Annotated in this window: 23 protein-coding genes and 1 pseudogene; 9 read left to right on the forward strand and 15 right to left on the reverse strand. The window is 71.9% G+C overall.

What is annotated here, in order from left to right:
- The 5 genes from cbiQ (at nt 1) to OHB00_RS22035 (ending at nt 3,978) form a co-directional block, all read left to right on the forward strand.
- A complete protein-coding gene (gene cbiQ / locus OHB00_RS22015; RefSeq protein WP_406436759.1) occupies nt 1–798 on the forward strand; it encodes a cobalt ECF transporter T component CbiQ in 798 nt (265 codons plus the stop codon).
- The gene (locus tag OHB00_RS22020; protein ID WP_406436761.1) at nt 786–1,589 is read left to right on the forward strand and encodes an energy-coupling factor ABC transporter ATP-binding protein; all 804 of its coding nucleotides are present in this window, start codon (nt 786–788) and stop codon (nt 1,587–1,589) included. Before cbiQ ends, OHB00_RS22020 begins: the two co-directional genes overlap by 13 nt.
- Before the next feature lie 40 nt (nt 1,590–1,629).
- Nucleotides 1,630–2,127 (forward strand): MarR family winged helix-turn-helix transcriptional regulator, encoded by a 498-nt coding sequence (locus tag OHB00_RS22025; protein ID WP_406436763.1) that lies wholly within the window; start codon nt 1,630–1,632, stop codon nt 2,125–2,127.
- Between the two features lie 174 nt (nt 2,128–2,301).
- Entirely contained in the window at nt 2,302–2,706 is a 405-nt protein-coding gene (locus tag OHB00_RS22030) for an organic hydroperoxide resistance protein (protein WP_406445929.1), read from the forward strand.
- A 102-nt stretch (nt 2,707–2,808) separates the two neighbouring features.
- Nucleotides 2,809–3,978: a serine hydrolase domain-containing protein gene (locus OHB00_RS22035; RefSeq protein WP_406436765.1), complete on the forward strand. Its 1,170-nt coding sequence runs from the start codon at nt 2,809–2,811 to the stop codon at nt 3,976–3,978.
- Nucleotides 3,979–4,012: 34 nt separating this feature from the next.
- Here OHB00_RS22035 and OHB00_RS22040 read toward each other — a convergent pair whose 3' ends face one another.
- From OHB00_RS22040 to OHB00_RS22080, 9 genes are all read right to left on the reverse strand, one after another.
- Nucleotides 4,013–4,288, reverse strand: coding sequence for a DUF1876 domain-containing protein (locus tag OHB00_RS22040; RefSeq protein WP_406445931.1), 276 nt, complete (start codon nt 4,286–4,288; stop codon nt 4,013–4,015).
- Between the two features lie 103 nt (nt 4,289–4,391).
- Nucleotides 4,392–5,273 (reverse strand): NAD(P)-dependent oxidoreductase, encoded by an 882-nt coding sequence (locus tag OHB00_RS22045; protein WP_406436767.1) that lies wholly within the window; start codon nt 5,271–5,273, stop codon nt 4,392–4,394.
- A 154-nt stretch (nt 5,274–5,427) separates the two neighbouring features.
- Nucleotides 5,428–8,181: an alkaline phosphatase family protein gene (locus OHB00_RS22050; RefSeq protein ID WP_406436769.1), complete on the reverse strand. Its 2,754-nt coding sequence runs from the start codon at nt 8,179–8,181 to the stop codon at nt 5,428–5,430.
- Between the two features lie 14 nt (nt 8,182–8,195).
- Nucleotides 8,196–9,551 (reverse strand): ABC transporter permease, encoded by a 1,356-nt coding sequence (locus tag OHB00_RS22055; RefSeq protein ID WP_406436771.1) that lies wholly within the window; start codon nt 9,549–9,551, stop codon nt 8,196–8,198.
- Nucleotides 9,548–10,495 (reverse strand): ABC transporter ATP-binding protein, encoded by a 948-nt coding sequence (locus OHB00_RS22060; protein WP_406445932.1) that lies wholly within the window; start codon nt 10,493–10,495, stop codon nt 9,548–9,550. The genes OHB00_RS22055 and OHB00_RS22060 overlap by 4 nt, the downstream gene beginning before the upstream one ends.
- A gap of 205 nt (nt 10,496–10,700) precedes the next feature.
- Nucleotides 10,701–11,546 carry an EamA family transporter gene (locus tag OHB00_RS22065; RefSeq protein WP_406436773.1) on the reverse strand — a complete coding sequence of 282 codons (846 nt, stop codon included), beginning with the start codon at nt 11,544–11,546 and terminating at the stop codon, nt 10,701–10,703.
- Nucleotides 11,543–12,064 carry a YbaK/EbsC family protein gene (locus tag OHB00_RS22070; protein WP_406436774.1) on the reverse strand — a complete coding sequence of 174 codons (522 nt, stop codon included), beginning with the start codon at nt 12,062–12,064 and terminating at the stop codon, nt 11,543–11,545. Before OHB00_RS22070 ends, OHB00_RS22065 begins: the two co-directional genes overlap by 4 nt.
- Before the next feature lie 132 nt (nt 12,065–12,196).
- Nucleotides 12,197–14,407: an MMPL family transporter gene (locus OHB00_RS22075; RefSeq protein WP_406436776.1), complete on the reverse strand. Its 2,211-nt coding sequence runs from the start codon at nt 14,405–14,407 to the stop codon at nt 12,197–12,199.
- A gap of 124 nt (nt 14,408–14,531) precedes the next feature.
- On the reverse strand, nt 14,532–15,134 hold the full coding sequence (locus OHB00_RS22080; RefSeq protein WP_406436778.1) for a TetR/AcrR family transcriptional regulator: 603 nt from the start codon (nt 15,132–15,134) through the stop codon (nt 14,532–14,534).
- Nucleotides 15,135–15,301: 167 nt separating this feature from the next.
- Between OHB00_RS22080 and OHB00_RS22085 the strand changes: the two genes are divergently transcribed.
- Nucleotides 15,302–18,628, forward strand: coding sequence for a S41 family peptidase (locus tag OHB00_RS22085; RefSeq protein ID WP_406436780.1), 3,327 nt, complete (start codon nt 15,302–15,304; stop codon nt 18,626–18,628).
- A 164-nt stretch (nt 18,629–18,792) separates the two neighbouring features.
- On the opposite strand, the gene OHB00_RS22090 is transcribed toward OHB00_RS22085, so the two are convergent.
- From OHB00_RS22090 to OHB00_RS22105, 4 genes are all read right to left on the reverse strand, one after another.
- Nucleotides 18,793–19,083, reverse strand: a complete 291-nt coding sequence (locus tag OHB00_RS22090) for a hypothetical protein (protein WP_406436782.1) — start codon at nt 19,081–19,083, stop codon at nt 18,793–18,795.
- An 89-nt stretch (nt 19,084–19,172) separates the two neighbouring features.
- Complete coding sequence (locus OHB00_RS22095; RefSeq protein WP_406436784.1) at nt 19,173–20,057, reverse strand: SDR family oxidoreductase; 885 nt, start codon at nt 20,055–20,057, stop codon at nt 19,173–19,175.
- Nucleotides 20,054–21,010 (reverse strand): alpha/beta fold hydrolase, encoded by a 957-nt coding sequence (locus OHB00_RS22100; RefSeq protein ID WP_406436786.1) that lies wholly within the window; start codon nt 21,008–21,010, stop codon nt 20,054–20,056. The genes OHB00_RS22095 and OHB00_RS22100 overlap by 4 nt, the downstream gene beginning before the upstream one ends.
- Nucleotides 21,007–22,530, reverse strand: coding sequence for a flavin-containing monooxygenase (locus OHB00_RS22105; RefSeq protein WP_406436788.1), 1,524 nt, complete (start codon nt 22,528–22,530; stop codon nt 21,007–21,009). The genes OHB00_RS22100 and OHB00_RS22105 overlap by 4 nt, the downstream gene beginning before the upstream one ends.
- 198 nt (nt 22,531–22,728) lie before the next feature.
- Between OHB00_RS22105 and OHB00_RS22110 the strand changes: the two genes are divergently transcribed.
- Nucleotides 22,729–23,349 carry a MerR family transcriptional regulator gene (locus OHB00_RS22110; RefSeq protein ID WP_406445934.1) on the forward strand — a complete coding sequence of 207 codons (621 nt, stop codon included), beginning with the start codon at nt 22,729–22,731 and terminating at the stop codon, nt 23,347–23,349.
- Nucleotides 23,350–23,368: 19 nt separating this feature from the next.
- Here the strand turns inward: OHB00_RS22110 and OHB00_RS22115 are convergent, their stop codons facing one another.
- Entirely contained in the window at nt 23,369–24,172 is an 804-nt protein-coding gene (locus OHB00_RS22115; RefSeq protein ID WP_406436790.1) for an exodeoxyribonuclease III, read from the reverse strand.
- Between the two features lie 79 nt (nt 24,173–24,251).
- On the opposite strand from OHB00_RS22115, the gene OHB00_RS22120 reads away from it, so the two are divergent.
- Nucleotides 24,252–24,752 (forward strand): GNAT family N-acetyltransferase, encoded by a 501-nt coding sequence (locus tag OHB00_RS22120; RefSeq protein ID WP_406436792.1) that lies wholly within the window; start codon nt 24,252–24,254, stop codon nt 24,750–24,752.
- Nucleotides 24,753–24,846: 94 nt separating this feature from the next.
- Entirely contained in the window at nt 24,847–25,521 is a 675-nt protein-coding gene (locus OHB00_RS22125) for a Type 1 glutamine amidotransferase-like domain-containing protein (protein WP_406436794.1), read from the forward strand.
- Nucleotides 25,522–25,530: 9 nt separating this feature from the next.
- Here the strand turns inward: OHB00_RS22125 and OHB00_RS22130 are convergent.
- A pseudogene (locus OHB00_RS22130) lies at nt 25,531–25,917 on the reverse strand (nuclear transport factor 2 family protein); the annotation flags it as partial.
- Nucleotides 25,918–25,950 lie beyond the last annotated feature (33 nt).

Genomic DNA, 25,950 nt, shown 5'->3' on the forward strand with positions numbered 1-25,950 from the left:
GTGGGCGCGGACGGGGGTACCTCCCGCGCGAGCGAATTCGAGCGTGGGGGAGTTCACCGGCTCTACCGCCACGCGCACTCCCCCGTGCACGCGCTGCCGCCGCACACCAAGCTCGCCGCCGCCTTCGCCTTCGTGGTCGTGGTCGTCTCGACCCCGCGCACGGCGATGTGGGCGTTCGCGCTGTACGCCGTGCTGCTCGCGGTCGTCGCGCACCACGCGCGCGTGCCCGCCGGTCTCCTGCTGAGGCGGCTGCTGATCGAGGTGCCGTTCGTGGCCTTCGCGGTGCTGATGCCGTTCGTCGCGGAGGGCGAGCGCGTCGAGGTACTGGGCCTCTCGCTCAGCGTGAACGGTCTGTGGGGCGCCTGGAACGTGCTGGCCAAGGGGACGCTGGGCGTCGCCGCCTCCGTCCTCCTGGCGGCCACCACGGAACTGCGCGAACTGCTGCTCGGCCTGGAGCGGCTGAAGCTGCCGCCGCCGCTCGTCCAGATCGCGTCCTTCATGATCCGCTACGGCGACGTCATCACCGACGAGATGCGCCGGATGCGGATCGCCCGTCAGTCGCGCGGCTTCGAGGCGCGGGGCGTGCGGCACTGGGGTGTGCTCGCGAAGTCCGCGGGCGCGCTGTTCATCCGCTCCTACGAACGCGGCGAGCGCGTCCACCTGGCCATGGTGAGCCGCGGCTACTCCGGTTCGATGCCGGTCATCGACGAGGTGACCGCGTCCCGGGCCGAATGGTCGTACGCCCTCGCGCTGCCGTCGTCCGCCCTTGTCGTCTGCCTGTTGGGATGGATCTTGTGACCACTGTTCCCGCTTCCCTGGAGGTCTCCGGCCTCGCGTTCGCCTATCCCGACGGGCACCAGGCCCTGTTCGGCGTCGACTTCACCGTCGCGCGCGGCGAACGGGTGGCGCTGCTCGGGCCGAACGGCGCCGGGAAGACCACCCTCGTGCTGCACCTCAACGGCATCCTGAGCGGCGGTCCGGGCACCGTCACGGTGGCCGGGCTGCCCGTCGGCAAGCGGCACCTGGCCGAGATCCGGCGCCGGGTCGGCATCGTCTTCCAGGACCCGGACGACCAGCTGTTCATGCCGACGGTCCGCGAGGACGTGGCGTTCGGACCGGCGGCGGCCGGCCTCAAGGGGGCGGAACTGGACGCACGCGTGCGTGCCGCCCTGGAGCGCGTCGGCATGGGCGACTTCGCCGAACGTCCGCCCCACCACCTGTCGTTCGGGCAGCGCCGCCGGGTGGCGGTGGCCACGGTCCTCGCCATGGAGCCGGAGATCCTGGTCCTGGACGAGCCCTCCTCCAACCTCGACCCGGCCTCCCGCCGCGAACTCGCCGACATCCTGCGCTCCCTGGACGTGACGGTCCTGATGATCACCCACGACCTGCCGTACGCCCTGGAGCTGTGCCCGCGCTCCCTGGTCCTCAGCGACGGCACGATCGCCGCCGACGGGCCCACCGCCGAACTGCTCGCCGACGACGCCCTGATGCGCGCGCACCGGCTGGAACTGCCCTTCGGTTTCGACCCGCGCGCGGCGACGGGGGGCGCGGGGGCACCCGGCCCGGAAGCGTGTGACGCGATTGCGTGACGGCCGTCCCGCGCGTCCGCGGGTCCGGGACAATGGGCGCGTGACGCATCAAGAGGACGCCGGCCCGGCCGACGGCCGGGCCGCAGAGCCGCTCGCCGAGCCGCCACGGCTGGACGACCAGCTGTGCTTCGCGCTGTACGCGGCGCAGCGCGCCGTGACCGCCGCCTACCGCCCGCTCCTCGACGAACTCGGGCTCACCTACCCGCAGTACCTCGTGCTGCTCGTCCTGTGGGAGCGGGGCGAGACCACGGTGAAGGAGCTGGCGGCGGCGCTCCGGCTCGACTACGGCACGATGTCGCCGCTGCTGAAGCGGCTGGAGGGGGCGGGTCTGGTGCGCCGGGAGCGCTCGGAGCGGGACGAGCGCTCGGTGCTCGTCGCCTGCACCGGGCGCGCGGAGGAACTGAGGGAGCGCGCGGCGCGCGTCCCCGGCGCCCTGCTCACCGCGACCGGGCTCGACGGGGCCGGCGTGGCGCGGCTGCGCGAGGAGTTGCGGGAGCTCGCGGAGCGGGCGGGCCGGGCGGCCTCCCGGCCGTCCTAGCCGACACCTGTTACCCACGGTTTCCACCCCCCTGCCCCTCCCCAGGCTTCCTACCGGTCGGTACCTTGTGCACGATGTGCTTGCACACTGCCGTGTTGCCCACCACCGTTTCCGCCCTGGGGGAGGTCCGCCGTGATCGAAGGCGCCACCGTCGACTCTCGTCCGACGAAGATCATGTATGTCGCCGAGGCGACCGCGCACGGCGGCCGGAACGGGTATGTCAGCAGTCAGGACGGCCAGATCGACCTCAAGGTCGCGATGCCGCCGGCGCTGGGCGGGGACGGCAACGGCACCAACCCGGAGCAGCTGTTCGCGGCCGGCTACAGCGCGTGCTTCCACAACGCGCTGATCCTCGTCGGCAACCGCGCGGGCTACGACCTGACCGGCTCCACGGTCGCCGCGAAGGTCGGCATCGGCCCCAACAAGCAGCGCGGCTACGGCCTCGCGGTCGCCCTCAGCGTCTCGCTCCCGGTGCTGGACGCGGACATCGCGGCGAAGCTGGTGGACGCCGCCCACGAGGTGTGCCCGTACTCGAACGCGACGCGCGGGAACATCGAGGTGACGATCGTGCTCGGCTGACCCCCGGGGACGTGCCGCAGACCACGTCCTGCCGCGGAATCCGAGGCCGCACGGCCATGTTTCACTCACCGTCGCCAGACGAGTGGGTGGAGGGATCCGGACGTGGACGTGCACGGCACTGTGGCCGAGGGCTTCGAGCCGGTCAGGGACGCGTTCGCGAGCAACTTCGAGCTGCTCGGGGACCGGGGCGCGGCCGTCGCCGTGTACCGGGACGGGCACCGGGTCGTCGACCTGTGGGGTGGCGCCCGGGACTTCGACGGCGACGCCGGCGACGCGCCGTGGGAGCACGGCACCGCCCAGATCGTGCGCTCGGCGACCAAGGGCGTCGCCGCCGCCGTCCTGCTGCTCCTGCACCAGCGCGGGGAGCTGGACCTGGACGCGCCGGTGGGTGAGTACTGGCCGGAGTACAAGGCCGCGGGCAAGGAGCGGACGCTGGTGCGGCAGCTGCTCGCGCACCGGGCGGGCGTGCCGGTGCTGGACCGGCCGCTCACACCCGCGGAGGCCGCCGACCCCGATCTCGGCGCGGCCACCGTGGCGGCGCAGGCGCCGGTGTGGGAGCCGGGCACCGACCACGGCTACCACGCGCAGACCTACAGCTGGCTGACCGGTGAGCTGGTGCGGCGGGTGACCGGGCGGGCTGTCGGCGAGTGGATCGCGGACGAGATCGCCGGGCCGGCCGGCGCCGGGCTGTGGCTCGGGCTGCCGGCGGCGGAGCGGGCGCGCGTGGGGCGCGTGGGGCCCGTGGCGGCGCCCGAGACCGCCGGCGCGCTGCGCACCCGGCCCAAGCGCGCCGTCTCCGAGGCGTACGCCGACCCCGGATCGCTGACCCGCCGGGCGTTCGGCGCGATCAGCCCGCTCCCGGACGAGAACGACCCCGCCTACCGCGCGGCCGCCCTGCCCGCCTCCAACGGCATCGCCACCGCCGACGGCCTGGCCCGCTTCTACGCCTGCCTGATCGGCGAGACCGACGGCGGCAGGCGGCTGTTCACGCCCGAGACCGTGGAGCTGGCCCGCGCCGAGCAGTCCGCCGGTCCCGACCGGGTGCTGGTCGTCGCCACCCGCTTCGGGCTCGGCTACATGCTGCACGGCAGCGCGTCCCCGCTGCTCTCCCCCGCGTCCTTCGGCCACCCCGGCCGCGGCGGCGCGCTCGGCTTCGCGGACCCCGAGTCGGGCATCGCCTTCGGCTATGTCACCAACGGGTTCCGCAAGAGCGTGACGGCGGACCCGCGGGCGCAGGCGCTGGTGCGCGCGGTGCGCACGGCGCTGTCGTAACCGCCGCACGCACCCGCGCTTGCCCGCTTGCCGCTCACACGTTGATCGGGTGCGAGTGCCGCCCCGACAACGCGTCGATCTCGCCGTGCGCCTTGGACAGCAACTGCATGGCCAGTTCGTTCAGGGCGCGGGCGCCGGCGATCTCCTCGCCGACTCTGGGCTGGTTGCTGTCGGATTCGTGCCGGCTCGCGTGGCCGTGCGCCCGTACCTCGGTGCCGTCGGGCAGGCGGACCAGGGCCACCGCGCGCGTGTGCGTGTCGTCCTCCAGGAACTCCAGCTCGACATGCCATCCCACAGCGGTATTCATCATGTTCATCACGGGACCACCTCCGGAATCGCTGCTTCCAGGGTGCTCCTCGAAGGCCCGGACCGTCACGTCGGCCCAGGCGCTTCGGCCCGCTGCCGGCCGTCCGCTACCTGTCCTCGAAGCTGGCGAAGTACGCGGCGGCCATGTCCTCGTCGGCGTGCCCCTGGGCGGCGGCGCGGGCGAAGCGTTCGGCGGCCGCCTCGGCGACGTCCAGGCGCACGCCGTGGCTGGTGCCGGCGGCGACGATCAGCCGGGCGTCCTTCCCCGCGGTGTCCACCGCGAACGACGGCGGAGTCAGCCCGCCGTCGAGGATCAGCCCGGCCTTGGCCCGCAGGTAGCCCATGTCGAGGGGGCCGCCCGCGATCAGGTCGAAGAAGCGCTGCGGGTCCACGCCGAGGCCCTGCGCCAGCGCGACCACCTCGCCGGTCGCCGCGGTGGCCGCGAGGACCCAGCTGTTGGCGACCAGCTTGAGCCGGGTCGCGGCGGCCGAGGACCCGTCGTCGCCGGTCCACACCGTGCGGGCGCCGACGGCGTCGAAGACGGGCGTGACCTTCTCCCGGCCCTCCTCGGGCCCCGCGGCCAGGACGGTGAGCTGTCCCGCCTCGGCGGGCTGGCGGGTGCCGAGGACCGGGGCGTCGTAGAAGACCAGGCCGTGCTCGCGGGCGAACGCGGCCAGTTCGGGGATCTGGTCGAGGCCCGCGGTGGTCGACTGGACCCAGACGGCCCCGGGACGCAACGATCCGGCCGCCTCGCGCAGGGTCTCCAGGGCGGTGGCACCGTCGTACAGCATCGTCAGGACGACGTCGGCGCCCTCGACGGCCTCGGCCGGGGTCCCGGTGACCTGGGCGCCGTCGGCCGCGAGGGGTTCGGCCTTGGCGCGGGTGCGGTTCCAGGCGCGGACGGTGTGCCCGGCCTTCAGCAGGTTGCGGGCCATCGCGGCACCCATGATGCCGGTGCCCAGCACGCCGACGGTCGGCTTGTCGGTCATGACGTCTCCCTGTCCTCGTACGTTCCGCAGCCAGCTTGGCGTACCGCGGGCCGGCCGGGCGCGCGGCACCCAGGTATCCCCGCTGCGCGCCGGAAAACGCAGGGGACCCCGGTCCGCCGACCGGGGTCCCCTGAGACGGGCGGGCCGGGCTGGGTCAGCCGTCGTTCTCCGCGGACGGGAGGTAGGCGCCCGGCACGTCGTCCGGCGTGTAGATCTTCTTGTCGCCGGGGTAGGGCTTGGTCCAGTTGTGGGTCTGGTACCAGGTGTAACGGTTCATCTGGGTGGGGTTCGCGTAGTCCGGCACCGCGTTCTTGCCGGTCAGCCGCTGGTGCGAGGCCCACGTCTTCCATTGCGCCGCGACCTTGGCCTCGGCCGCCGGGACGGAGACCGAGGTCGGCGCGGCCGCCGCGTGGGCGTCCTGGGCCGCCGGGGTGTCCGAGCCGCAGGCCGGCTGCGGGCTCACGCCCAGGGTCAGCGAGGTCCGGTTCGGGACCGCCGTGAACGGCGTGTCGTCCGCCTTGTTCGTGAACGCCCCGAACATCGGGGTGGCCGCGCTGTCGAGCTGGTTCATCGGGTGCACCCCGAGGATCTGCTCGATGGTGCGGACCATGGTGATCTGCGAGTAGTAGCGGTCGTCGACCGTGCCGTGCTGGGCGTACGGGCTGATCACCTGGACCGGGGCGCGGTGGCCGTCGACGTGGTCGAGGCCGGCCTGGGAGTCGTCCTCGACGACGAAGATCGCCGAGTCCTTCCAGTACTTGCTGTGGGTGATCTCGTCGACCATCCGGCCGACCGCGAGGTCGTTGTCGGCGACCTCGGCGGCCGCGTTCGCGGGGCCACCGGTGTGGTCGTTGGAGAACCAGAACATGTTCAGGTTCGCCGGGCCGTTCTTCTCGAAGTCCTGCTTCCAGATCTGCTCTTTGTAGATGTCCGGGACGTTGAGGTCGAACAGCGGGAAGCCCTGCACCGACACGTCGTTGAGCGAGGGGATCGCCGAGCCCGTCTTGATGGGGTAGGCGGTCTGCGCGCCGGTGGCGGCCATGTTCTTGCTGTCGCAGTACAGGTTCTGCCAGGTCGCGCCAGCCGGCTTGCTCTCGTACGACTGGAACTCGCCGAAGTCCTTGACGGTCTGGCCGGCCGCCTGCGCGCCGGTCCACAGGAACCCGGTCTTCTGGTGGCCGAGGACGTCGTCCTCGGTGTCGTAGCTGCGCGTGTACTCGCCGGCCGACGACTCGGTGTACTCCGGGTTGTCCGACTGCATCAGCCAGTTGTGGCCCTCGGCGGAGTTGGTGCCGATGTCGTAGAAGTTGTCGTACAGGCCGAACTGCTGGGCCAGCGCGTGCTGGTTCGGCGTGACGTTCTCGCCGAACTGGGTGAGCGAGGAGTTTCCGTTGCCCTGTGGGAGGTCGCCGAAGACCTGGTCGTAGGTGCGGTTCTCCTTGACGAGCAGGAAGACGTGCTTGATCGTCGACGGGTCGCCGATCCGCTTCGGGACCGGGACGGCCTTCTTGTGGCTGTTGCTCTTGGCGGTCCTGACCGAGTTGGACGTCCAGCCGTTCTGCTTGAACACCTTGGCCGTCTCGGACCTGACGACCTGGTCGCTCGCCATCGTGAACTGGGTGAGGCTCGACGTGGTGTCGTGCGTGTTGTGGCCGGCGGCGTCGGGGCGCAGGGCGTCGATGCCACGGGTGTTGGCGACGACGATCTTCTTGCCGATGGCGGTGATCCCCGACGGGTAGTAGTCGGTGGGGAGCAGGCCGACGTAGCGGGCGGGCTGCTGCGGGGAGCTGTAGCGGTAGACGGCGACGGCGTTGGCGCGGCCGAGGGTCACCAGGAGCCGGCCGTCGTCGGTGAGGGTGACCGCGTTCGGCTCGTAGCCGACGGACGCCTCGGGCCACGGCTGGGTGGCGATGGTCTGGACGACCTTGTCCTTGCGGCTGTCGATGACCGACACGCTGTTGTCGGCGGTGTTGGTGACGAACACCGCGCCCTTGCTCGCGTACACGGCGGTCGGGTGCAGGCCGACGTCGACGGTGGAGACGGCGGCGGACGGGTCCGCGGTGTCGATGACGCTGACGGTGCCGGTGGTGCTGGCGCCGGTCTTCGGGTTCGCCACGACGTCGGTGCCGTAGGAGTTGATGGTGGTGTCGCCGGCCTTGGCCGGGCGCCCGCCCTCGTTGCTGACGTAGAGCTTGCCGTCTACCAGGGCGAGACCGCGCGGGGCGTTGCCGACCGCCCAGGTCTGCTCGATCGTTCCGGTCGCCGCGTCTATGGCGACCACCTTGTTCTGGCCGTTGACGGCGGAGTACACGGTGGAGCCGTCGGCGGAGAACACGGCCGCGCCCACCAGGGCCTGCTTGGAGCCGTCGGCCGGGATGCTGACGGCCGTCGGGTTGGCGAGGGTACCGTCGGCGTTGACGGTGAACCTGGTGTAGCCGTTCGCCTGGCCCAGCCACAGCTGCTTGCCGTCGGGCGAGTAGGTCGGGCCTTCCTGGCCGACCGCCCCGCTGCTGATGCGCAGGTCGTCGGCGGCGGAGGTGCCGATCTTCTGCTTGACCTGGCCGGATGCCAGGTCGACGACGACCAGGGAGGCGTCGCCGTCGGCGATCGAGGCGGCGAGGTGGGTGCCGTCCGGGCTGACCGTCGACGACATGATCTTGCCGTCGTTGATGACGCTGCGGGTGCCGTAGGGGTTGATGTACTGGTCGGCGGAGACGACCTGACCGTTGGCGGTGGTCTGGCCGACCTGCTGGGTGCCGAACTGGTAGGTCGAGGCGACCGCGGTGCCCGTGACACCGAGGGCGACGGCGATACCCGACGTCACCAGCAGCGTGCGGCGGCCGACGTGTCTGCCGAAGAGGCGGAACTGCTTCTTCTCGTTGATCCGGCGCTGGCGTGTTACCTGCACGGAACTGTTTCCCTTCACTGGGTGTCGAGCAGGTCGACGTTGCCGTCGAACTGCCACAGCGGATTCGGGGCGTCGCCGGTCGAGGTCCGTACGAGGAAGTAGCCATTGACTTCCTTGGGACCGTCGCCGTCGGCCACGAACCGCCCGTCCGAGGTGATGTCGAGCTGATAGATCGCGGTCCCGGTGACCGGGACGCCGGGCAGGTGCCAGCTCACGACGCACCGCCAGTCGTTGCCCGCGCCCTCCTGGGCGGCCTGGCCGTCGCTCTTGGTGCAGGCGGCCGTGGCCTTCAGCTGCGCCTCGGTGACGGCGGGCCGGTGCAGCTGTTCGGTCTGCAGCCGGTAGAGGTGGGCGAAGACCGTGGCGAGGGACTTCTGCACCTTCGCCTGTTCGATCCCGGAGCCCGTCGACGGGGTGGCCACGGCGACCGCGCCGACGGTGACGGCGGTCAGCGCGGCCAGCGGCAGCACGCCGAGGGTGAGCGCGCGGCGCCCGGAGCCGTCGTAGGCCGGGTTGGTGAAGTCCCGCCGTACGAACAGCACATACGCCAGGGCGGTGGCGAGCACCGCCCATGCCAGGCTCACCGCGACGCCGATGAGGAGCGGGGCGAGCTGAGCGGGGCTGATGAACAGGCCGTTCCAGGAGATGAAGGCGTAGCCGGGCAGGGCGAGGCGGACGACGACGGGCAGCGGCAGCATCTGGGCGACCGACATCGCGAGGGCGACGATCGGGGGCAGCAGCAGGCCCATCGGGGAGCGGCCGAGGGCGATGGAGCCGAGCAGTCCGATCGCGGCGAGGGAGAGGGTCGGGGCGAGGGCCGCGAGCCAGGCGAGGAGGACCCGGCCGGCCGCGTCACCGGGGGACAGCAGGTGGCCGTCGAGGCCGGCCAGCGGCTGGTTGCCGACCGACGCCAGCCCGCCGAGCGTGCTGGAGGCGACCAGTCCGGCCACCAGCAGCAGGATGACGGTGAGGCTGGCCAGTGACTTCGCCACGAAGATCCGTGCGGGCGAGCGGACCGCCACCAGCAGGTGGCGCCAGGTGCCGAGCCGGTCCTCGGCGGCGAACACGTCACCGGCGACCACCGACGTCAGCAGCGGCAGCGCCCAGGTGCCCGCGAAACCGAGGATCACCAGCGGCCCGGCCCAGCCGGTGGCGTGCATCCAGCGCCCGAAGAGCGTGTCGGCGGGGAGCGTGCTCTGCCGGCTGACCCCGGCGACGAAGAGCCCCGGCGCGATCCAGCAGGCGAGCACCAGCAGCCGGATCCGCCACTGCGAGACCAGCTTCACCAGCTCGAAGCGGTAGCCGCGCGACACCGGGACCCGGCGGGCGACGGCGGGTTCGGCGACGGCGGGGGCGGTGGTCGTGGTCATCGGCCGGTCTCCTGGTGCTCGGTGAGGGCGAGGAACGCGGCTTCCAACGGGGACACGACGGGGGCGAGTTCGCGCACCGCGACGCCCGCGCGCACGACCTGGGCGACGAGTTCGTCGAGGGCGGGCACCAGGCCGCGTACGACCAGCACGTCGGGGTCCTGCCGCAGGCCGGGGCCGGTGTCGCCGGCGATACGGAGGCCGGCCGTGCCGGCGGCGAGCCGGCGCGCGGTCGCGGGGTCGGAGGTGCGCAGCCGGTAGTCGAGTTCGCGGTTCTCGGCGGCCAGCTTGCCCAGCGGGCCGGAGAACACCACCCGTCCGGTGGCGAGGATGGTGACCTCGGAGCACAGCGCCTCCAGGTCGTCCATCCGGTGGCTGGAGAGCACCACGGCGGTGCCGTCGGCGGCGAGCCGGGTGAGGACGCGGTGCACCTGTCTCTTGCCGGCCGGGTCGAGGCCGTTGGCGGGCTCGTCGAGCACGAGCAGCCGGGGCCGGGTGAGCAGGGCGGCGGCGAGGCCGAGCCGCTGGCGCATGCCGAGGGAGAAGCCGCGGGCCTTGTCGTCGGCGACGTCGGTGAGCCCGACCTCGGCGAGCACGTCGTCGATCCCCGCGGTCCCGGTGCCGAGACCGCGCAGCGCGGCCAGCGCGGCCAGGTTCTGCCGTGCGGTGAGCGAGGGGTAGAGACCGGGCGCGTCCACGAAACCGGCGACGCCGTCGGGCGCGGTGAGCGCCCGCTCGACCGGCGTGCCCAGGATCTCCAGCCGGCCGGCGTCGGCGACGGCCAGCCCCAGCAGCAGGCCGAGCAGCGTCGTCTTGCCGGCGCCGTTCGGCCCGACCAGGCCGTGGATCTGACCTTGCGTCACGTCCAGGTCCACGGCGTCCAGCGCGACGACGTCGCCGAAGCACTTGGTGATGCCGCGGGCCCGGACTGCGCGGAGTGTGTCCATGAGTCCCATGCGTCCCTTCTTCCGCAATCCGCAGGGACCTTATGGACGACACACAACCCAGCCACAGACAATTGCCTGAACGCCGGTCGAACGGTTCGTCAAGGCAACGGCAAGTCCGGACAGGAGGAGACGACTTCCGGCCAAATCCGGACAACTCATGGACGCCCTTGGGCCGTACGGCTAGGTCGCCTATCCGGCTATCCGGCTATCCGGCGTGCAGCATCAGCCCGATCCCGACGACCACGAGGCCGGCCGCCGCGATCCTGGGTGCCCCGAACCGCTCCTTGAAGAAGACCGCTCCGATGGCCGCGCCGACGATGATCGACGACTCGCGCAGCGCGGCGACCGGCGCGAGTTCGGCGCGGGTCTGGGCCCACAGGACCAGTCCGTAGGCGAAGACGGACAGCAGGGCGCCGAAGAGCCCCAGGGCCGCGAAGGGGCGCGCCGCGGTGAGCAGTTCGCCGCGTCTGCGGTACAGGGCGTACGCCGGGATCGCGAGGCCCTGCAGGGCCACCAGCCAGGCGATGTAGCCCACGGAGGATCCCGAGGCCCGGACTCCGAGGCCGTCCAGGACGGTGTACGTGGCGATCGTCAGGCCGGTGGCGAGGGCGGCGCCGATCGCCGTCCAGTCGGGGCGGCGGCCGCGCAGCCCCCACAGGGCGACCCCGGTGAGTCCGGCGCAGGACACGGCGATGCCCGCGGCCGCCGGGGCGTAGGGCACCTCGTGCGCGAACACGGCGGCGAACAGCGTGACCAGGAGCGGCGCGGTGCCGCGCGCGATGGGGTACGCCTGCCCGAAGTCCCCGAGCCGGAAGGAGAGCATCAGCAGCGCGAAGTAGGCGACATGGACCACCGCCGAGGCCGTCAGGTACGGCCATGCGCCGGCCGCCGGCACGGCGGAGAACGGCATCAGCAGCAGCCCGATCAGCACGCCTCCGCCGGCGATCAGCGAGGAGCCGACGAGTTTGTCGGTGATCCGGTGGGCGATGGCGTTCCAGCTGGCGTGCGTGACCGCGGCGAGCAGGACGGCCGCGGTGACGGCAGGGGTCACGCGGTGGGCTCGCGTACGTCCACGACGGTGGCGCCGGCGTGTGCCACCAGGGCGGCGGGCGCGATCGGGAAGACGGCGTGGGGGGTGCCGGCGGCGGCCCAGACCACGTCGTGCCGCAGCAGCGCCCGGTCGGCGAGGACGCGGGTACGGGTGCGGTGCCCGAAGGGCGGCACGCCGCCGATGGCGTACCCGGTCGTCTCGCGTACGACGTCCGCCTTGGCCCTCGTCACCTTCCCGGCGCCGAGTTCCGCGCGGACCAGCTCCACGTCGACCCGGGAGGCGCCGTCCATCAGCACCAGCACCGGCACCCCGTCGGCCGCGAAGATCAGCGACTTGCAGATCTCGCTCAGCTCGCACCCGACCGCGGCGGCGGCCTCGGCCGCGGTACTGGTGGCGTCCGGGAACCGCCGGATCCGGGTGGTCAGCTCCGCGAGGCCGAGCTCCTGCAGAGCGGCGGCGAATCGAGGATGGGCACCGGTGCCCCCGGTGTCGGCGTCAGTGGCGGCTGTCGTCGTCATGGGGGCACGCTAGCCAAGCGGGGAAGTGACGGCGAGTGGTTAAGAGTGGTCAAGGGGCTGCGGGCACGACGAAGCCGGTGAGGGCGCCCCGTCCCCACGGACCCTCACCGGCGGTCTGTCACGAGCCGTACGTCAGGCGCGTACCAGCTCCCGGTCCTCGTCGTCCTCGTCCTTCTCGACGGCGAGGGTGCGCAGGCCCTCGCCCTCGACGTCGACGTTGGGCAGCGCCCGGTCCAGCCACTTCGGCAGCCACCAGGCGCGCTTGCCGAGCAGGGCGAGCACCGCCGGGACGATCGCCATGCGGACGACGAACGCGTCGAAGAAGACGGCGATGGCGAGGCCGAAGCCGATCATCTTGATCATGGACTCGCCGGCGCTGATGAAGCCGCTGAAGACGGCGATCATGATGATCGCGGCGGCGCCCACGACCCGCGCGCTGTGCCGGAAGCCGGTCACCACGGCCTGGCCGGGCGTCTCGCCGTGGACGTACGCCTCCCGCATCCGGGTCACGAGGAACACCTCGTAGTCCATGGCGAGACCGAAGACCACGCCCACCATGAAGATCGGCATCATCGACATGATCGGGCCGGTCTGCTCGACGCCGAGCAGGCCGCCGAGCCAGCCCCACTGGAAGACCGCGACGACGGCGCCGAGCGCGGCGAGCACGCTGAGCAGGAAGCCGAGGGCCGCCTTCAGCGGGACCAGGATGGAGCGGAAGACCGCGATCAGGAGGAGGAAGGCGAGTCCGACCACCAGCGCCAGGTACGGGATCAGCGCGTCGTTGAGCTTCTGCGAGAAGTCGATGTTCATCGCGGTGGTGCCGGTGACCAGGACCCGCGCGCCGGTGTCGGCCTTGACGTCGGCGCCCTGGTCGCGGATGGCGTGCACCAGGTCCTCGGTCTGCACGGAGGACGGCTTGGAGTCCGGGATCACCGTGATCGTCGCGGTGTCGCCGGCCTTGTTGAAGGCCGCCGGGGTCACCGTCACGACGTCCTTGAGGCCCTTGATGTCGTCGGCCACCCTGGTGGCCGCGGCTTTGGGGGTGTCACTGTCCTTGGCGTCGACCACGATCATCAGGGGCCCGTTGAAGCCGGGGCCGAAGCCCTCCGACAGCAGGTCGTACGCCCGGCGCTGGGTCGTGGACGTGGGCTGCGAGCCGTCGTCGGGCAGGCCCAGTTCGAGCTGGGTGGCCGGGAGGGCGATCGTGCCAAGGCCGACCACGCCGAGCAGCAGCACGGCTGCCGGGCGGCGGACCACGAAGCTCGCCCAGCGGGCGCCCAGGCCGGGCCTGTCCTGCCGGGCGGCACGCGAGCGAGTCCGGCGCTTCTCGCCCGCGGGCCTGACCCGCCGGCCGGCGTAGCCGAGCATCGCCGGGATCATGGTCAGCGCGATGAGGACGGAGACCACGACCGTGCCCGCCGCCGCGAGGCCCATCTTGGTCAGCATCGGCACGCCGACGACCGAGAGACCCGCGAGCGCGATCACGACCGTGAGGCCCGCGAAGACCACCGCCGAGCCGGCCGTACCGGCGGCGCGGCCGACGGCCTCCTCGCGGTCGCGGCCCTCGGCCAGCTCGCCGCGGTAACGGGAGACGATGAACAGCGCGTAGTCGATGCCGACCGCGAGACCGATCATCAGCGCCAGTGTGGAGGTGGTGTCACCGAGGTCGAGCGTCTTGGCGAGGGCGGTGATGGTGGAGACGCCGATGCCGACGCCGATGATCGCCGTCAGCAGCGGCAGTCCGGCCGCGACCAGCGAGCCCAGGGTGATGACGAGGACGACGGCGGCGATGGCCAGACCGATGGCCTCACCGGCGCCGCCGGCCTCGGCCCCGGACTGGAGCGCGTCACCGCCGACCTCGACGGTCAGTCCGGCCTTCTGGGCGTCGTGGCCGGCCGCCTCCAGCGCGTCGCGGGAGGAGTCCTTGAGCTCCGTGCCGGAGACGTCGTAGCGCACCGAGGCGTACGCGACCGTGCCGTTCTTGCTGACGGCGTGCTGCTTGTAGGGGTCGGTGACGGAGGTGACCTCCGAGCCGTCGGCCAGTTCCTTCAGGGTCTTCCTGACGGTCGCCTTGTTGAGCTTGTCCGTCATCTTCTCGCCGGCCGGCGCCTTGAAGACCACGCGCGCGGTGGCGCCGTCGGAGCTGGAGCCGGGGAAGCGCTGGTCCAGCAGGTCGAAGGCCTTCTGGGCCTCGGTGCCGGGGATCGAGAAGGAGCTGGAGCCGGCGGCGGGGGCGGAGGCGGCGGCGACACCGGCGAGGGTCAGCAGCGCCACCCACAGGAGGGCGACGAAGTGCCGTCGCCTGAAGGCGAGCCGGCCCAGTTTGTAGAGGAACGTGGCCACGAGGGCGTACTCCCGGTCAGGTCGTGGGGTTTTCAGGGCAGGGGTGATCGGCCTGGTGGGTGGCAGGCGTGATCGGCCCGACGACGTGAGCGGAGGCGTCAGGTGGGCTGGCTGCGGGGAAGGGTCAGCAGGTGGGTGCGCCGAGGGCGGGGAGCACCACGGCGTCGATGTACGACAGCAGGAAGGCCTGGGTGGGCGGCTGCTCGTCGATCAGCGAGCGAGCGGCGAATCCACCGATCATCATGTGCATCACGAACTCGATCGCCGGGTTGTCCGCACGGACCTCGCCCCGGTCGATCGCCCGTTGCAGCACCTGGCGGAACCCGGCCATCTCGGGCTCGATCAGATGCTCCTTGAACGCCTGCAGGAGATCCGGGTTGCCGTGGATCGCCATGGCCAGGCCCCGCATCAGCGCGGAGTTCTGCTCCATCTCGCAGTCGTCCGAGCGCAGCGTGAGAGCGTGCAGATCGCCCCGGAGCGACCCGGTGTCGATCTCGCCGGGTACACCCCCCGGCTTCTGGTACCGCACCGCCCTGGCCACCAGCTCGGCCTTGCCGCCCCACTGGCGGTAGAGGGTGGCCTTGCTGGACTTGGTGCGGGCGGCGACGGCGTCCATGGTGAGGGCGTCGTAGCCGACCTCACGGAGCAGGTCGAGCACGGCCTCGTACAGCTCGGCCTCGCGCTCGGGCGTGATGCGACTGCGACGCGCCGTTGCGATCTCAGTCATTCCGCTCACCCTTCACTGCTCCGCCGGCATCTTCGTGTGTACACCTCGAAGATACCCTGCAATCTACAGAAACGAAACCGTTTCGTACGTGTGCTGTCTCACGTGTCTGAGAAACAGATGAGCTCCCACGAGTTGCTGGCCCTCCGCCCCCGGAAAAGCATGGGGAGGTGAGCTATCTGCGCCTGCCCCATCTCAGCGGCGACCTGCTGTGCTTCGTGGCCGAGGACGACCTCTGGCTGACCTCGCTGGACACCCCGGGCCGCGCCTGGCGGCTCACCGTCGACCGCACCAAAGTGGGTCATCCGCGTTTCTCCCCCGACGGCCGCCGGATCGCGTACACGAGCTGGCGCAGTCTCGTGCCCGAGATCCACCTGGCCGACGTCGACGGCGGACCCGGCCGGCAGCTGACGTACTGGGGCAGCGCCGACACCCAGGTGTGCGGCTGGACGCCCCCCGACCGGGAGGGCACGGCGGACATCCTGGCGGTGGCCTCGCACGGGCAGCCGTTCTCCTATTTCACCTGGGCCTACAAGGTGTCCCCCGACGGCGACCCGGGGCGGAAGCTGCCCTGGGGGCCGGTCGCCGACATCCAGGTCGCCGACATCGCGGACGAACGCAGGACCCTGCTGCTCACCGGCACCCCGCCGCACGAACCGGCCGGCTGGAAGCGCTACCGGGGCGGAGCCATGGGCCGGCTGTGGCTGCACGGGCAGCGGCTGCTCGACGGCATCGGCGGCCACCTGTGCTCCCCGATGTTCGTCGGCGGCCGGATCGCCTTCCTCTCCGACCACGAGGGCGTCGGCAACCTCTACTCCTGCGCCTACGACGGCACCGACCTGCGCCGGCACACCGACCACGACGCCTTCTACGCCCGGCACGCCTCCAGTGACGGGACCAGGGTGGTGTACCAGTGCGCGGGCGATCTGTGGCTCGTCGACGACCTCGGCCCGGACGCGGCTCCGCGCAGGCTCGACGTACGCCTCTCCGGGCCCCGGGCGGGGCGCCGGCCCTACCAGGTGCCGGCCGCCCAGCACGTCGACGGCGTCTCGGTCGACGAGACCGGACGCGCCAGCGCCGTCGTCGTACGGGGCAGCCTGTACTGGCTCACCCACCGCGACGGCCCCGCCCGCACCATCGCGGACACCCCGGGGGTACGGGTGCGGCTCCCCGAGATGCTCGGCTCGACCGGGCAGATCGCGTACGTCACCGACGCCGGGGGCGAGGACGCGGTCGAGATCGCCCACCTGCCCCGGGCGACCGGCGCCCGCCCACCGCGACGGCTGGCCTGCGGGAAGGTGGGCCGGGTGCTCGAACTGGTCTCGGACCCCCTGGGCGAGCGACTGGCCGTGGCGGCCCACGACGGCCGGCTGCTGCTCATCGACGCGGCCATTGACGATGTTGACGACATTGACCAGGTTGACGGAGCCGAGCCTGCCGACATTGACCCTGTTGACGGCACGGACTCCGACGACGTGGTCACCGAGTTGATCCAGTCGATCAACGGACCGGTCCGCGATCTGGCCTTCTCCCCGGACGGGTCATGGTTGACCTGGTCGCATCCGGGCATCGGGCGTACGCTCCGGCAGATCAAGATGGCCCGCATCAGCGACCGGATCGTCATCGACGTCACCAACGGCCGCTTCGAGGACGAGAACCCGGTCTTCACCCGCGACGGGCGCTACCTCGCGTTCCTCTCCTGGCGCGGCTTCGACCCGGTGTACGACGTGCACACCGGCGACCTGTCCTTCCCGCTCGGCTGCCGCCCCTACCTGGTCCCGCTCTCCTCGGCGACCCCCTCCCCCTTCGCCCTCAACCCGGACGGACGCCCGGCCGCCGGCGGCCTGGACCCCGCCGAGGACGAGGAGCCCGGCGAGGGCGGCGCGGTGACGGTCGAGGTCGAGGGCCTGGAGAGCCGGGTGACCCCGTTCCCGGTCACCGCCTCCAAGTACTCGGCGCTGTACCCGGTCGCGGGCGGCGGTCTGGTCTGGCTGCGCTGGCCGATCTCCGGCGCGCTGGGCGAGACCTTCGTCAACCCGGCCGACACCAGCGGCCGGCCCACCCTGGAGTACTTCAGCATCAGCAAGGCGAAGAAGTCCGAACTCGTGGACCACCTCGACTGGTTCACGGTCAGCGGCGACGGCAGCCGGCTGGTCGTGGTGGACGAGGGCGAGCTGCGGGCCGTTCCGTCGACCGAGTCCGGTGACGGCGACACGACCGTCTGGATCGACCTGCGCCGCATCCTGCACGAGGTCGACCCGTCCGCCGAGTGGCGCCAGGCGTACGCCGAGGCCGGCCGCCTGATCCGCGACTACTTCTGGGACCCCGGGATGTGCGGCATCGACTGGGACGGGGTGCTCGACCAGTACCGCCCGCTGGTCGAACGGGTCGCCTCCCCCGACGACTTCGCCGACCTGCTGCGCGAGGTCCTCGGCGAACTCGGCACCTCGCACGCCTACGTCACCCCGGCCCGCCGCAACGAGGGCCCGCCGCACTACCAGCGCCTCCAGGGCCTGCTCGGCGCCAACTTCGTCCACCGGGACGGCGGCTGGACGGTCAAGCGGATCCTGCCCGGCGACTCCTCCGACTCCAGGGCGCGTTCCCCGCTCGCCGGCACCGGCATCCGGGAGGGCGCGGTGCTCACCCACGTGGACGGCAGGCCGGTGGACCCGGTGACCGGGCCGTTCCCGCTGCTCGCGGGGGCGGGGGCCACGACGGTGGAGCTGACGTTCGCCCCGGGCGAGGGCGAGCCGGGGCCGCCGCGCCGCGTCGCCGTCCTGCCATTGATCGACGAGCGGCCGCTGCGCTACCAGGACTGGGTGGCCAAACGCCGCGAGGTGGTACGGGAGATGAGCGGCGGCAAGTGCGGCTACCTGCACATCCCGGACATGGGCGGCTCGGGCTGGGCCCAGTTCAACCGGGATCTGCGCGGAGAGGTCTCCCGGCCCGCGCTCATCGTCGACGTGCGCGGCAACGCGGGCGGCCACATCAGCGAACTCGTCGTGGAGAAGCTCACCCGGACCATCCTCGGCTGGGACCTGACGAGGAACGCCCAGCCGGTGTCGTACGCCTCCAACGCCCCGCGCGGCCCGATCGTCGCGCTCACCGACGAGGCCACCTCCTCCGACGGCGACATGATCACGGCCGCGATCAAGCTGCTGAGGCTCGGCCCGGTCGTCGGCCAGCGCACCTGGGGCGGAGTGGTCGGCATGACCGGCCGGCACCAACTGGGCGACGGCACGGTGATCACGGTGCCGATGAACGCGGCCTGGTTCGAGGACTACGGCTGGTCCGTCGAGAACCACGGCGTCGCCCCCGACGTGGAGGTCCTGCGCACCCCCCTGGACTGGGCGGAGGGCCGCCACGTCGAGATGGACGACGCCATCCAACTGGCCCTGGACCTCCTGACCGACCACCCGGCAGCGATCCCCCCGGACTACAGCGAAGCCCCGAACAGAGCCCGCCCGAAGCTGCCCCCGAGGCCGACGGCCACTTGAACGCCCCGTCAGCATGAGCGCCCCGCCAGGGGCGCGGGGACTGCGCGATCACCCCCACACAGCCGCACCCGCCGACCCACCGCACCCCCTTGGGCGCACAAAACGCAGGGCACCCTCCGTGACGAAGGGCGCCCCACGCTTGTCGGTCAAGCCAAGTGCAACGACTAAGCGTCGTAGTCCTGGTCGAACCGGTCCCGCATCTCCTGCTCGGTGTCGTCCAGGTTCTGGCGACCGCGCTCAGGCATCTGCCGGCCACGCTCCTGCGTCTGCCGGCCACGCTCCTGGGCCTGCTGGCCCCGCTGCTGCGTCTGCTGGCCACGCTCCTGGGCCTGCTGGCCCGGCTGGCCCTGCTGGCCCTGCTGGCCCTGCTGGGCCTTCTGGGCCTGCTGCTGGCCTTCGTGCATCTTCTGCTTGGCCTGTCCCTGCGTCTTACCGGCCTTGTCCTTCATACCCATGTGGGTTCACTCCCGTGGAGGGTGAGGGGAATCGGCCCTCAGTGGGGCCTCGACCAGATTCACACGGGCCGACTACGCGCGCATTTCGATCAATGACGGTGCGTAGCGCGCGCCTCCTCGTCGGCCGCCCCACCTGCACCGACGAGCCCCGTGCGGACGCCCTGCAAGCGGGGCGCGAACCGCTTCATCTCGCGCTGCCCGACCGTGCCGATGAGCGCCGGCAGATACCCGCGCACTCCCTGCATCCCGCGCAGCCACCACTGCCCGTACACATGCGCCGAGCGCCGCTCGATGCCGGCCACGATCCGGTCCACGGCCGGCCCCAGCGGATACGTCTTGTTCGCCGGCCACGGCAGCCGCTGCCGCAGCTCCCGCATCGCCTCGTCCTGGTCGGCGCCGCGCACCATGTCGGTGTCCGTCCAGGACAGGTATCCGACCCCGACCCGCACCCCCTGGTGGCCGACCTCGGCGCGCAGGCTGTGCGCGTACGCCTCCACGCCCGCCTTGGACGCGCAGTACGCCGTCATCATCGGCGCCGGTGTGATCGCGGCCAGCGACGCGATCTGCAGCAGGTAGCCGCGGCTCTCCGTGAGGACCGGCAGGAACGCGCGCGCCGTCACCGCCGAACCGACCAGGTTGACCTCGATCACCCGCCGCCAGGCCACCGGGTCGGAGTCGGCGAACGGACCGCCGTTCGCCACCCCGGCGTTGGCCACCACGATGTCGGCCTTCCCGAACCGCTCCTTCACCTCCCGCGCGACCCGGCTCATCGCCTCGTGGTCGGTGACGTCGGCGTACCAGTGCGCGCTGTCGGTGTGCAGCCGCGAGGCAACCTCCTTGAGGGCCTCCTCCTCCAGGCCGACCAGGGCGATGCTCGCCCCGCGCGCGGAGAGCTTGCGGGCGAGCAACGCGCCGACGCCGCGCGCCGCTCCGGTGACGACCGCGACCTGTCCTTCGAGTCCGACCCTGCTCATGAGCCCTCCTTGATCCGCTCCGGCCCGTCGGCGCCGGCTTCTTCGGGGGTTCCGGTCAGGTACGCGGCGACCAGTTCCCGGATCTTCTCGTTGACCAGCCGGGGTGCCTCGACCGGCGTCATGTGGCCCATGCCCGGCAGCTCGGTGAGGCCCAGGGAGTGCGGCAGCGCGGCGGCCAGCGCGCGGGCGTGCACGGGCGGCGTGAGCCGGTCGGCCGTGCCGGTGACGATGGCGGTGGGTACACGCAACTCCCGTACGCCGTGGTCGAGATCAAGTTCGGCGAGGACACGCGCCCAGGCATGGCGCACGGCGCGCGGGCAGGCGTGCACGATCCGGGCGCACGCCTCCACCATGTGCGGGGCCGAACCCGGGCCCATGGTCGCGTACTTGAGGATGCGCAGCGCGAGGGGCGTGACCGGTCCCAGCGGGGCGCGCGAGGCCAGCACACGCGCCGTGAGCCAGGTACGCGGGCCACCGGCGCGCAACGGCAGGACCAGCGCCTCCGCGACCAGCCGGGAACTGCCGGTGCTGCACAGCAGGACGGCGGCGGCGTGCTCGCGGAAGCGGGGTCGCGCGGCGGCCGCCATGACGGTCATGCCGCCCATGGAGTGGCCGACGATCACGGCACGCTCCCCGCGTGCGAGGGTCTGCGCGAGCACCGCTTCGAGGTCGTCCGCCAGCGCCTGGGTGGTGCACGCGGGGCTCGCGGGACTGCGTCCGTGCCCCCTCTGGTCGTACGCGATGACCCGGTGGCCGACGGCCAGTTCCCGTATCTGCGCCGCCCAGAAGGCGGTCGAACAGGTCCAGCCGTGGGCGAGGACGACGGGGGGCGCGTCCTCGGGGCCGTGCACCTCGGCGTGCAGGCGGGCGCCGTCGGCGGAGACGACCGTGAGTTCACGCGCCGGGACGGGCGGGGCGTACGGCCCGGTGGTCACGTGGGTGAGCCGGCTCACGCGCCCACCTCCGCGTCCGCCGCCCGCTCGCCGCCGGTGCCGCTCGGCAGGGGCGCGCGGATCACGTCGTACTCCGCGAGGTCCACCCGCTGGGTCGCACGCCGGAACTCCGTGGTGGTACCGGGCCAGATGGTGGTGTTGCGGCCGCTCGCGTCCAGGTACCAGCTGGTGCAGCCACCGGTGTTCCACACGGTGCGCTTCATGCGTTCCTGGACCTTGTGGTTCCAGGCGGCCACGGCGTCGGGGCGCGCGACCAGGGCGGCCCGCCCCCCGAGGACGCGGAGCTGGCGCAGATAGTCGGCCATGTAGTTCAGCTGGGACTCGATCATGAGGATCATGGAGGAGTTCCCGAGGCCGGTGTTGGGCCCGATGATCGTCATCCAGTTGGGGAACCCGGCGGCCGAGGCGCCGCGCAGCGCCTCCATGCCCCCCTTCCAGACCTCCGCGAGGGTCCGCCCGTCGGCGCCGACGACCCGCTCGGCGATGGGCATGTCGGTGACGTGGAAGCCGGTGCCGAAGATGATCGCGTCGACCTCGGCGCTGCTGCCGTCGGCGGCGACGACCGTCGACCCGCGCACCTCGCTGAGCCCGCTCGCCACCACCTCCACGTTCCGCTGGGCCAGCGCCGGATAGTACGAGCTGGAGAGCAGGATCCGCTTGCAGCCGATGCGGTAGTCCGGGGTGAGCTTGGCGCGAAGTGCCGGGTCCTTGATCGCGCGGGCCATGTTGCGCCTGGCGAGGCTCTCCACCAGGCCGAGTTCGTCGGGCCGTTTGGTGAACGCCTGGACCTGGAGCTCGCGGATCCCCCACAGGAGCCCGCGCCGGGCCTGGGTGGTGAAGGGCAGCGCCCGGTGCAGCCGGCGCTCGGCCGCGCTGATGGCCCGGTCCACCCGCGGCATCACCCACGGCGGGGTGCGCTGGAAGAGGGTGAGCCGCGCGACCTCGGGCTGGACGGCGGGCACGATCTGGATGGCCGAGGCGCCGGTGCCGACCATGGCGACCCGCTTGCCGCGCAGGTCGTAGTCGTGGTCCCAGCGGGCCGAGTGGAAGACCTTGCCGGGGAACGAGTCCAGCCCCGGGATCCCGGGGATCTTCGGGTCGGACAGCGGTCCGGTGGCCGAGACGACGACGTCGGCGGAGAAGGGGCCGGCGGCGGTCTCGATGTCCCAGCGCAGCGCCTCCGGGTCCCAGGTCATCCGCTTGACCTCGGCGTCGAAGCGGAGGTGGGGCCGGAGCCCGAACAGGTCGGTGACGTGCTCCAGATAGGCGCGGATGTGCTCCTGCCCGGAGAAGGTGCGCGGCCAGTCGGGGTTGGGCGCGAAGGAGAAGGAGTACAGGTGGGAGGGGACGTCGCAGGCGCACCCGGGATAGCTGTTGTCCCGCCAGGTACCACCGACGCTGCCGGCCCGTTCCAGGACGACGAAGTCGGTGATCCCCTCCCTGCGCAACCGCACGGCCGCTCCCAGCCCGCCGAAGCCGGACCCGATCACCGCCACCCGTACATGCTCGTGCTGGGCCATCCCGGAGCCTCCACACCTCGCCCGCGATTACGCCAGTGAACACTGGCACGGTTGGACTGTAGAGCAGCCTCGTACTGATGGGTAGGCCCCGGACGGATTAAAGTTACCGGCGGTACAACATAGGCTGCGCACGTGACGGACGACGGCGGACGAACCACCTCCACGGCCTCCGACCAGGGCGGCGCTCGCGAGTACCGCATGGAGGAACTGGCCGCCCTGGCCGGCATCACCGTGCGCACCCTGCGCTTCTACCGCGAGCGCAAGCTGATCCCGCCGCCCCGCCGCGAGGGCCGTATCGCCTGGTACGACGACCACCACCTGGCCCGGCTGCGCACGATCTCGGCGCTCCTGGAACGCGGTCACACCCTGAACGGCATCGCCGAGCTGGCGGAGGCCTTCGACCACGGCCGGGATGTCGCCGAACTGCTCGGGGTCGACACCCCCACCGAGGAGGAGCCGGTCCGGCTGACCCCCGAGGAGCTCGCCGCCCGCTTCGAGGGCGAGGTCACCCCGGAGAACCTCGCCGCCGCCATGGAGCTCGGCTACCTCGGCACCGACGGCGACGACATCGTCCACATCAGCCGCCGCCTGCTGGACGCCTCCTCGGCCCTGGTCCGCGAGGGTTTCCCGCTCGCGGAGGTCCTGGCGGCCGGCCGCAGCGTCCGCGAGCATGCCGACGCACTCGCCGAACTCTTCGCCGAACTCGTCCTGCGCCACGGCCCCGAGGAGGACCTGGAACGCCTGCGCCCCCTGGCCCGCAGCGTGGTGGAGGCCGAGGTGTCACTGGCCCTGGACCGCCGGCTGCGCAAGAAGCCGTAGCCGCGGCAGCGGAGGGCGGTCAGAGGTCGTAGACGACGGTGACCGGCGCATGGTCCGACCAGCGCTCCGCGTGCGTGGCCGCCCGCTCCACGAAACCCTTGACCGCCTTGTCGGCGAGCCCGCGCGTGGCCATCTGGTAGTCGATGCGCCATCCCGAATCGTTGTCGAAGGCCCGCCCCCGGTACGACCACCAGGTGTACGGCCCCTCCATCTCCGGGTGCAGCGCGCGCACGACGTCGACGTACCCGCCGCCGGCCGGGTCCAGGACGGCGCCGAGCCACTCCCGCTCCTGCGGGAGGAAGCCGGAGTTCTTGGTGTTGCCGCGCCAGTTCTTGAGGTCGGCCTGCTGGTGGGCGATGTTCCAGTCGCCGCAGACGACGACCTCGCGCCCGTCGGCGGCGGCCCGCTCGCGCAGTTCCTTCAGATGGGCGAGGAACTCCCCCATGAAGCGGTACTTCTCGTCCTGCCGCTCGGTACCCACCTCGCCGGAGGGGAGATAGAGGGAGGCGACGGTGACGCCGGGCAGGTCGGCCTCGACATAGCGCCCGCTCGTGTCGAACTCGTCCGAGCCGAAGCCGACGCGCACGTGATCCGGCTCACGCCGGGTGTACAGGGAGACGCCCGCTCGCCCCTTGGCGGCCGCGGGGGCGTGCACCACGTGCCATCCGCCGGGGGCGCGCACCTCTTCCGGCAGCTGCTGGGGCTCCGCCCGCACCTCCTGCAGACAGAGCACGTCCGCCGAGGTCTCGGCGAGCCACTCCACGAAGCCCTTCTTCGCGGCGGCCCGCAGCCCGTTCACATTCACCGAGGTCACAGTCAGCACGCCGGAACGATACCGGCACACTGGACGGAGTCCCGAAGTCCACCGCGTTGACCGCCCGCACGAATATACGATGCCTCACATGAATATACGTCCGGTCGCCTTCGACCACCCCGACGCCGTCAAGCTGAACGACGAGGTGCAGGCCGAGTACCAGCTGCGCTACGGCGACGGCGGCGACGCCACCGTCCTCGACACGGCGGACTTCGCCCCGCCGAACGGCGTCTACCTGATCGCGTACGACGAGTCAGGCCGCCCCGTGGCCACCGGCGGCTGGCGCAGCCAGGACGCGAACGGCGAGGGCAACGAGGACGGCGACGCCGAACTCAAGCGCATGTTCGTCATCGAGGCGATGCGCGGCCGGGGCCTGGCCCGGCGCATGCTCGCGGCCCTGGAGGACGACGCCCGCGCGGCCGGCCGCCTCCGTATGGTCCTGGAGACCGGCACCAAGCAGCCGGAGGCCATCGCCCTGTACACCTCCAGCGGCTACGAACCGTGCACCAAGTTCGGCTACTACCGCCACTACGAGTCGAGCCGCTGCTTCGCGAAGGCCTTGCGGGCGGACGCACCGGCGGAGCTGTAGGCGCCGGCCCCCTTCGCGCACCTGCCGGGTGGGTGCACTCTCGGTGGGTCCCTGGTTCGTTGCGCGCGTCCGCCGGTCGTGCTTGGGTCGTCCGATGAACTTTCTGTTGACGGCGAGCGGTCTGCGCAACGAGACGCTGCGGGATGCGCTGCGGGACATGCTGGGAAAGCCGTTCGGCTCGGCGAACGTCGTGTACGTTCCCACGGCGTCGGTCGCCGAGCCCGGGGACCACGGATGGTTCGTCGCGGACATGAACCGGCTGTACGGCCTCGGCTGGCGGGAGTTCGACGTCCTGGAGCTGAACGGCCTGCCCCGGCAGATGGTGCTCGACCGGCTGCTCCACGCCGACGTCGTCCACGTCGAGGGCGGCAGCCACTACCACCTCGCGCGCAGCATCACCGGCAACGGCCTGACCGACGGCTTCCTGAAGGCGCTGGAGAACCGGGTCTATGTGGGGGTCAGCGCCGGATCGATGATCTTCAGCCGGAATCTCACCGGCCACTCCGCCGACGTCATCGGGGACGCCGCGGACCTCCACGTGCTCGGCGCGACGACCGTGGAGCCGCCGTTCGGCCTCTTCGACTGGTATCTCAAGCCCCACCTGTACTCGCCGAATTTCCCCGAGCGGGACGACGCCTGGGCTGACCGCATCGCCGCGCGGGCGGACTTCCCGATCTACTTCATCGACGACGAGACGGCCGTTCGCGTCAGGGACGGCAAGGTGGATGTCGTTTCCGAAGGCCGGTGGCGTTTCCATCCCGGCGGATGAGACGGGTCTTCAGGAGTGCCGGTGATAAGCCTTGTTGGCGATGCGCCAGCCGTCGTCGTCGCGGACCAGCAGGAGGAGGTCGGTGAACGTGTCCGGGCCGTGGAAGAGCGTCATGGTCGCGGTGGCGACGGTGCCGTGGGCATCGACGGCGTCGATGCGGCGGGAGCGCGTCGGTTCGTCCCGGGCGGCCCTGCCCGGGAAGAGGGCGCAGTACTGGTCCAGGGACCACGAGACGAACGCACCGTCCCGGATCCCTTCGATGTGGGCGGTGGGCAGGAACGCGTCGCGGAAGTGGGCGGGGTCACCGGTGGCGTGCCCGCGGATGTAGGCGTGGAGCGGTTCGAGCACGGCGGCGTCGGCGGCGGGGTCGGTGGCGGCCATGGCGATGCCGGACTCGACCACGACGTTCCGGTTCCGGCCGATGAGGGG

This window comes from Streptomyces sp. NBC_00631 (genome assembly GCF_045206895.1).
Classification (GTDB): Bacteria; Actinomycetota; Actinomycetes; order Streptomycetales; family Streptomycetaceae; genus Streptomyces.

Excerpts from the sequence above, each read along its gene's own strand:
- OHB00_RS22020 (WP_406436761.1), top strand. The coding sequence starts at position 786 with ATGGATCTTGTGACCACTGTTCCCGCTTCCCTGGAGGTCTCCGGCCTC.
- OHB00_RS22030 (WP_406445929.1), top strand. The coding sequence starts at position 2,302 with ATGTATGTCGCCGAGGCGACCGCGCACGGCGGCCGGAACGGGTATGTC.
- OHB00_RS22040 (WP_406445931.1), bottom strand. The coding sequence starts at position 4,288 with ATGATGAATACCGCTGTGGGATGGCATGTCGAGCTGGAGTTCCTGGAG.
- OHB00_RS22045 (WP_406436767.1), bottom strand. The coding sequence starts at position 5,273 with ATGACCGACAAGCCGACCGTCGGCGTGCTGGGCACCGGCATCATGGGT.
- OHB00_RS22055 (WP_406436771.1), bottom strand. The coding sequence starts at position 9,551 with ATGACCACGACCACCGCCCCCGCCGTCGCCGAACCCGCCGTCGCCCGC.
- OHB00_RS22060 (WP_406445932.1), bottom strand. The coding sequence starts at position 10,495 with ATGGACACACTCCGCGCAGTCCGGGCCCGCGGCATCACCAAGTGCTTC.
- OHB00_RS22070 (WP_406436774.1), bottom strand. The coding sequence starts at position 12,064 with ATGACGACGACAGCCGCCACTGACGCCGACACCGGGGGCACCGGTGCC.
- OHB00_RS22080 (WP_406436778.1), bottom strand. The coding sequence starts at position 15,134 with ATGACTGAGATCGCAACGGCGCGTCGCAGTCGCATCACGCCCGAGCGC.
- OHB00_RS22090 (WP_406436782.1), bottom strand. The coding sequence starts at position 19,083 with ATGGGTATGAAGGACAAGGCCGGTAAGACGCAGGGACAGGCCAAGCAG.
- OHB00_RS22095 (WP_406436784.1), bottom strand. The coding sequence starts at position 20,057 with ATGAGCAGGGTCGGACTCGAAGGACAGGTCGCGGTCGTCACCGGAGCG.
- OHB00_RS22105 (WP_406436788.1), bottom strand. The coding sequence starts at position 22,530 with ATGGCCCAGCACGAGCATGTACGGGTGGCGGTGATCGGGTCCGGCTTC.
- OHB00_RS22110 (WP_406445934.1), top strand. The coding sequence starts at position 22,729 with ATGGAGGAACTGGCCGCCCTGGCCGGCATCACCGTGCGCACCCTGCGC.
- OHB00_RS22120 (WP_406436792.1), top strand. The coding sequence starts at position 24,252 with ATGAATATACGTCCGGTCGCCTTCGACCACCCCGACGCCGTCAAGCTG.
- OHB00_RS22125 (WP_406436794.1), top strand. The coding sequence starts at position 24,847 with ATGAACTTTCTGTTGACGGCGAGCGGTCTGCGCAACGAGACGCTGCGG.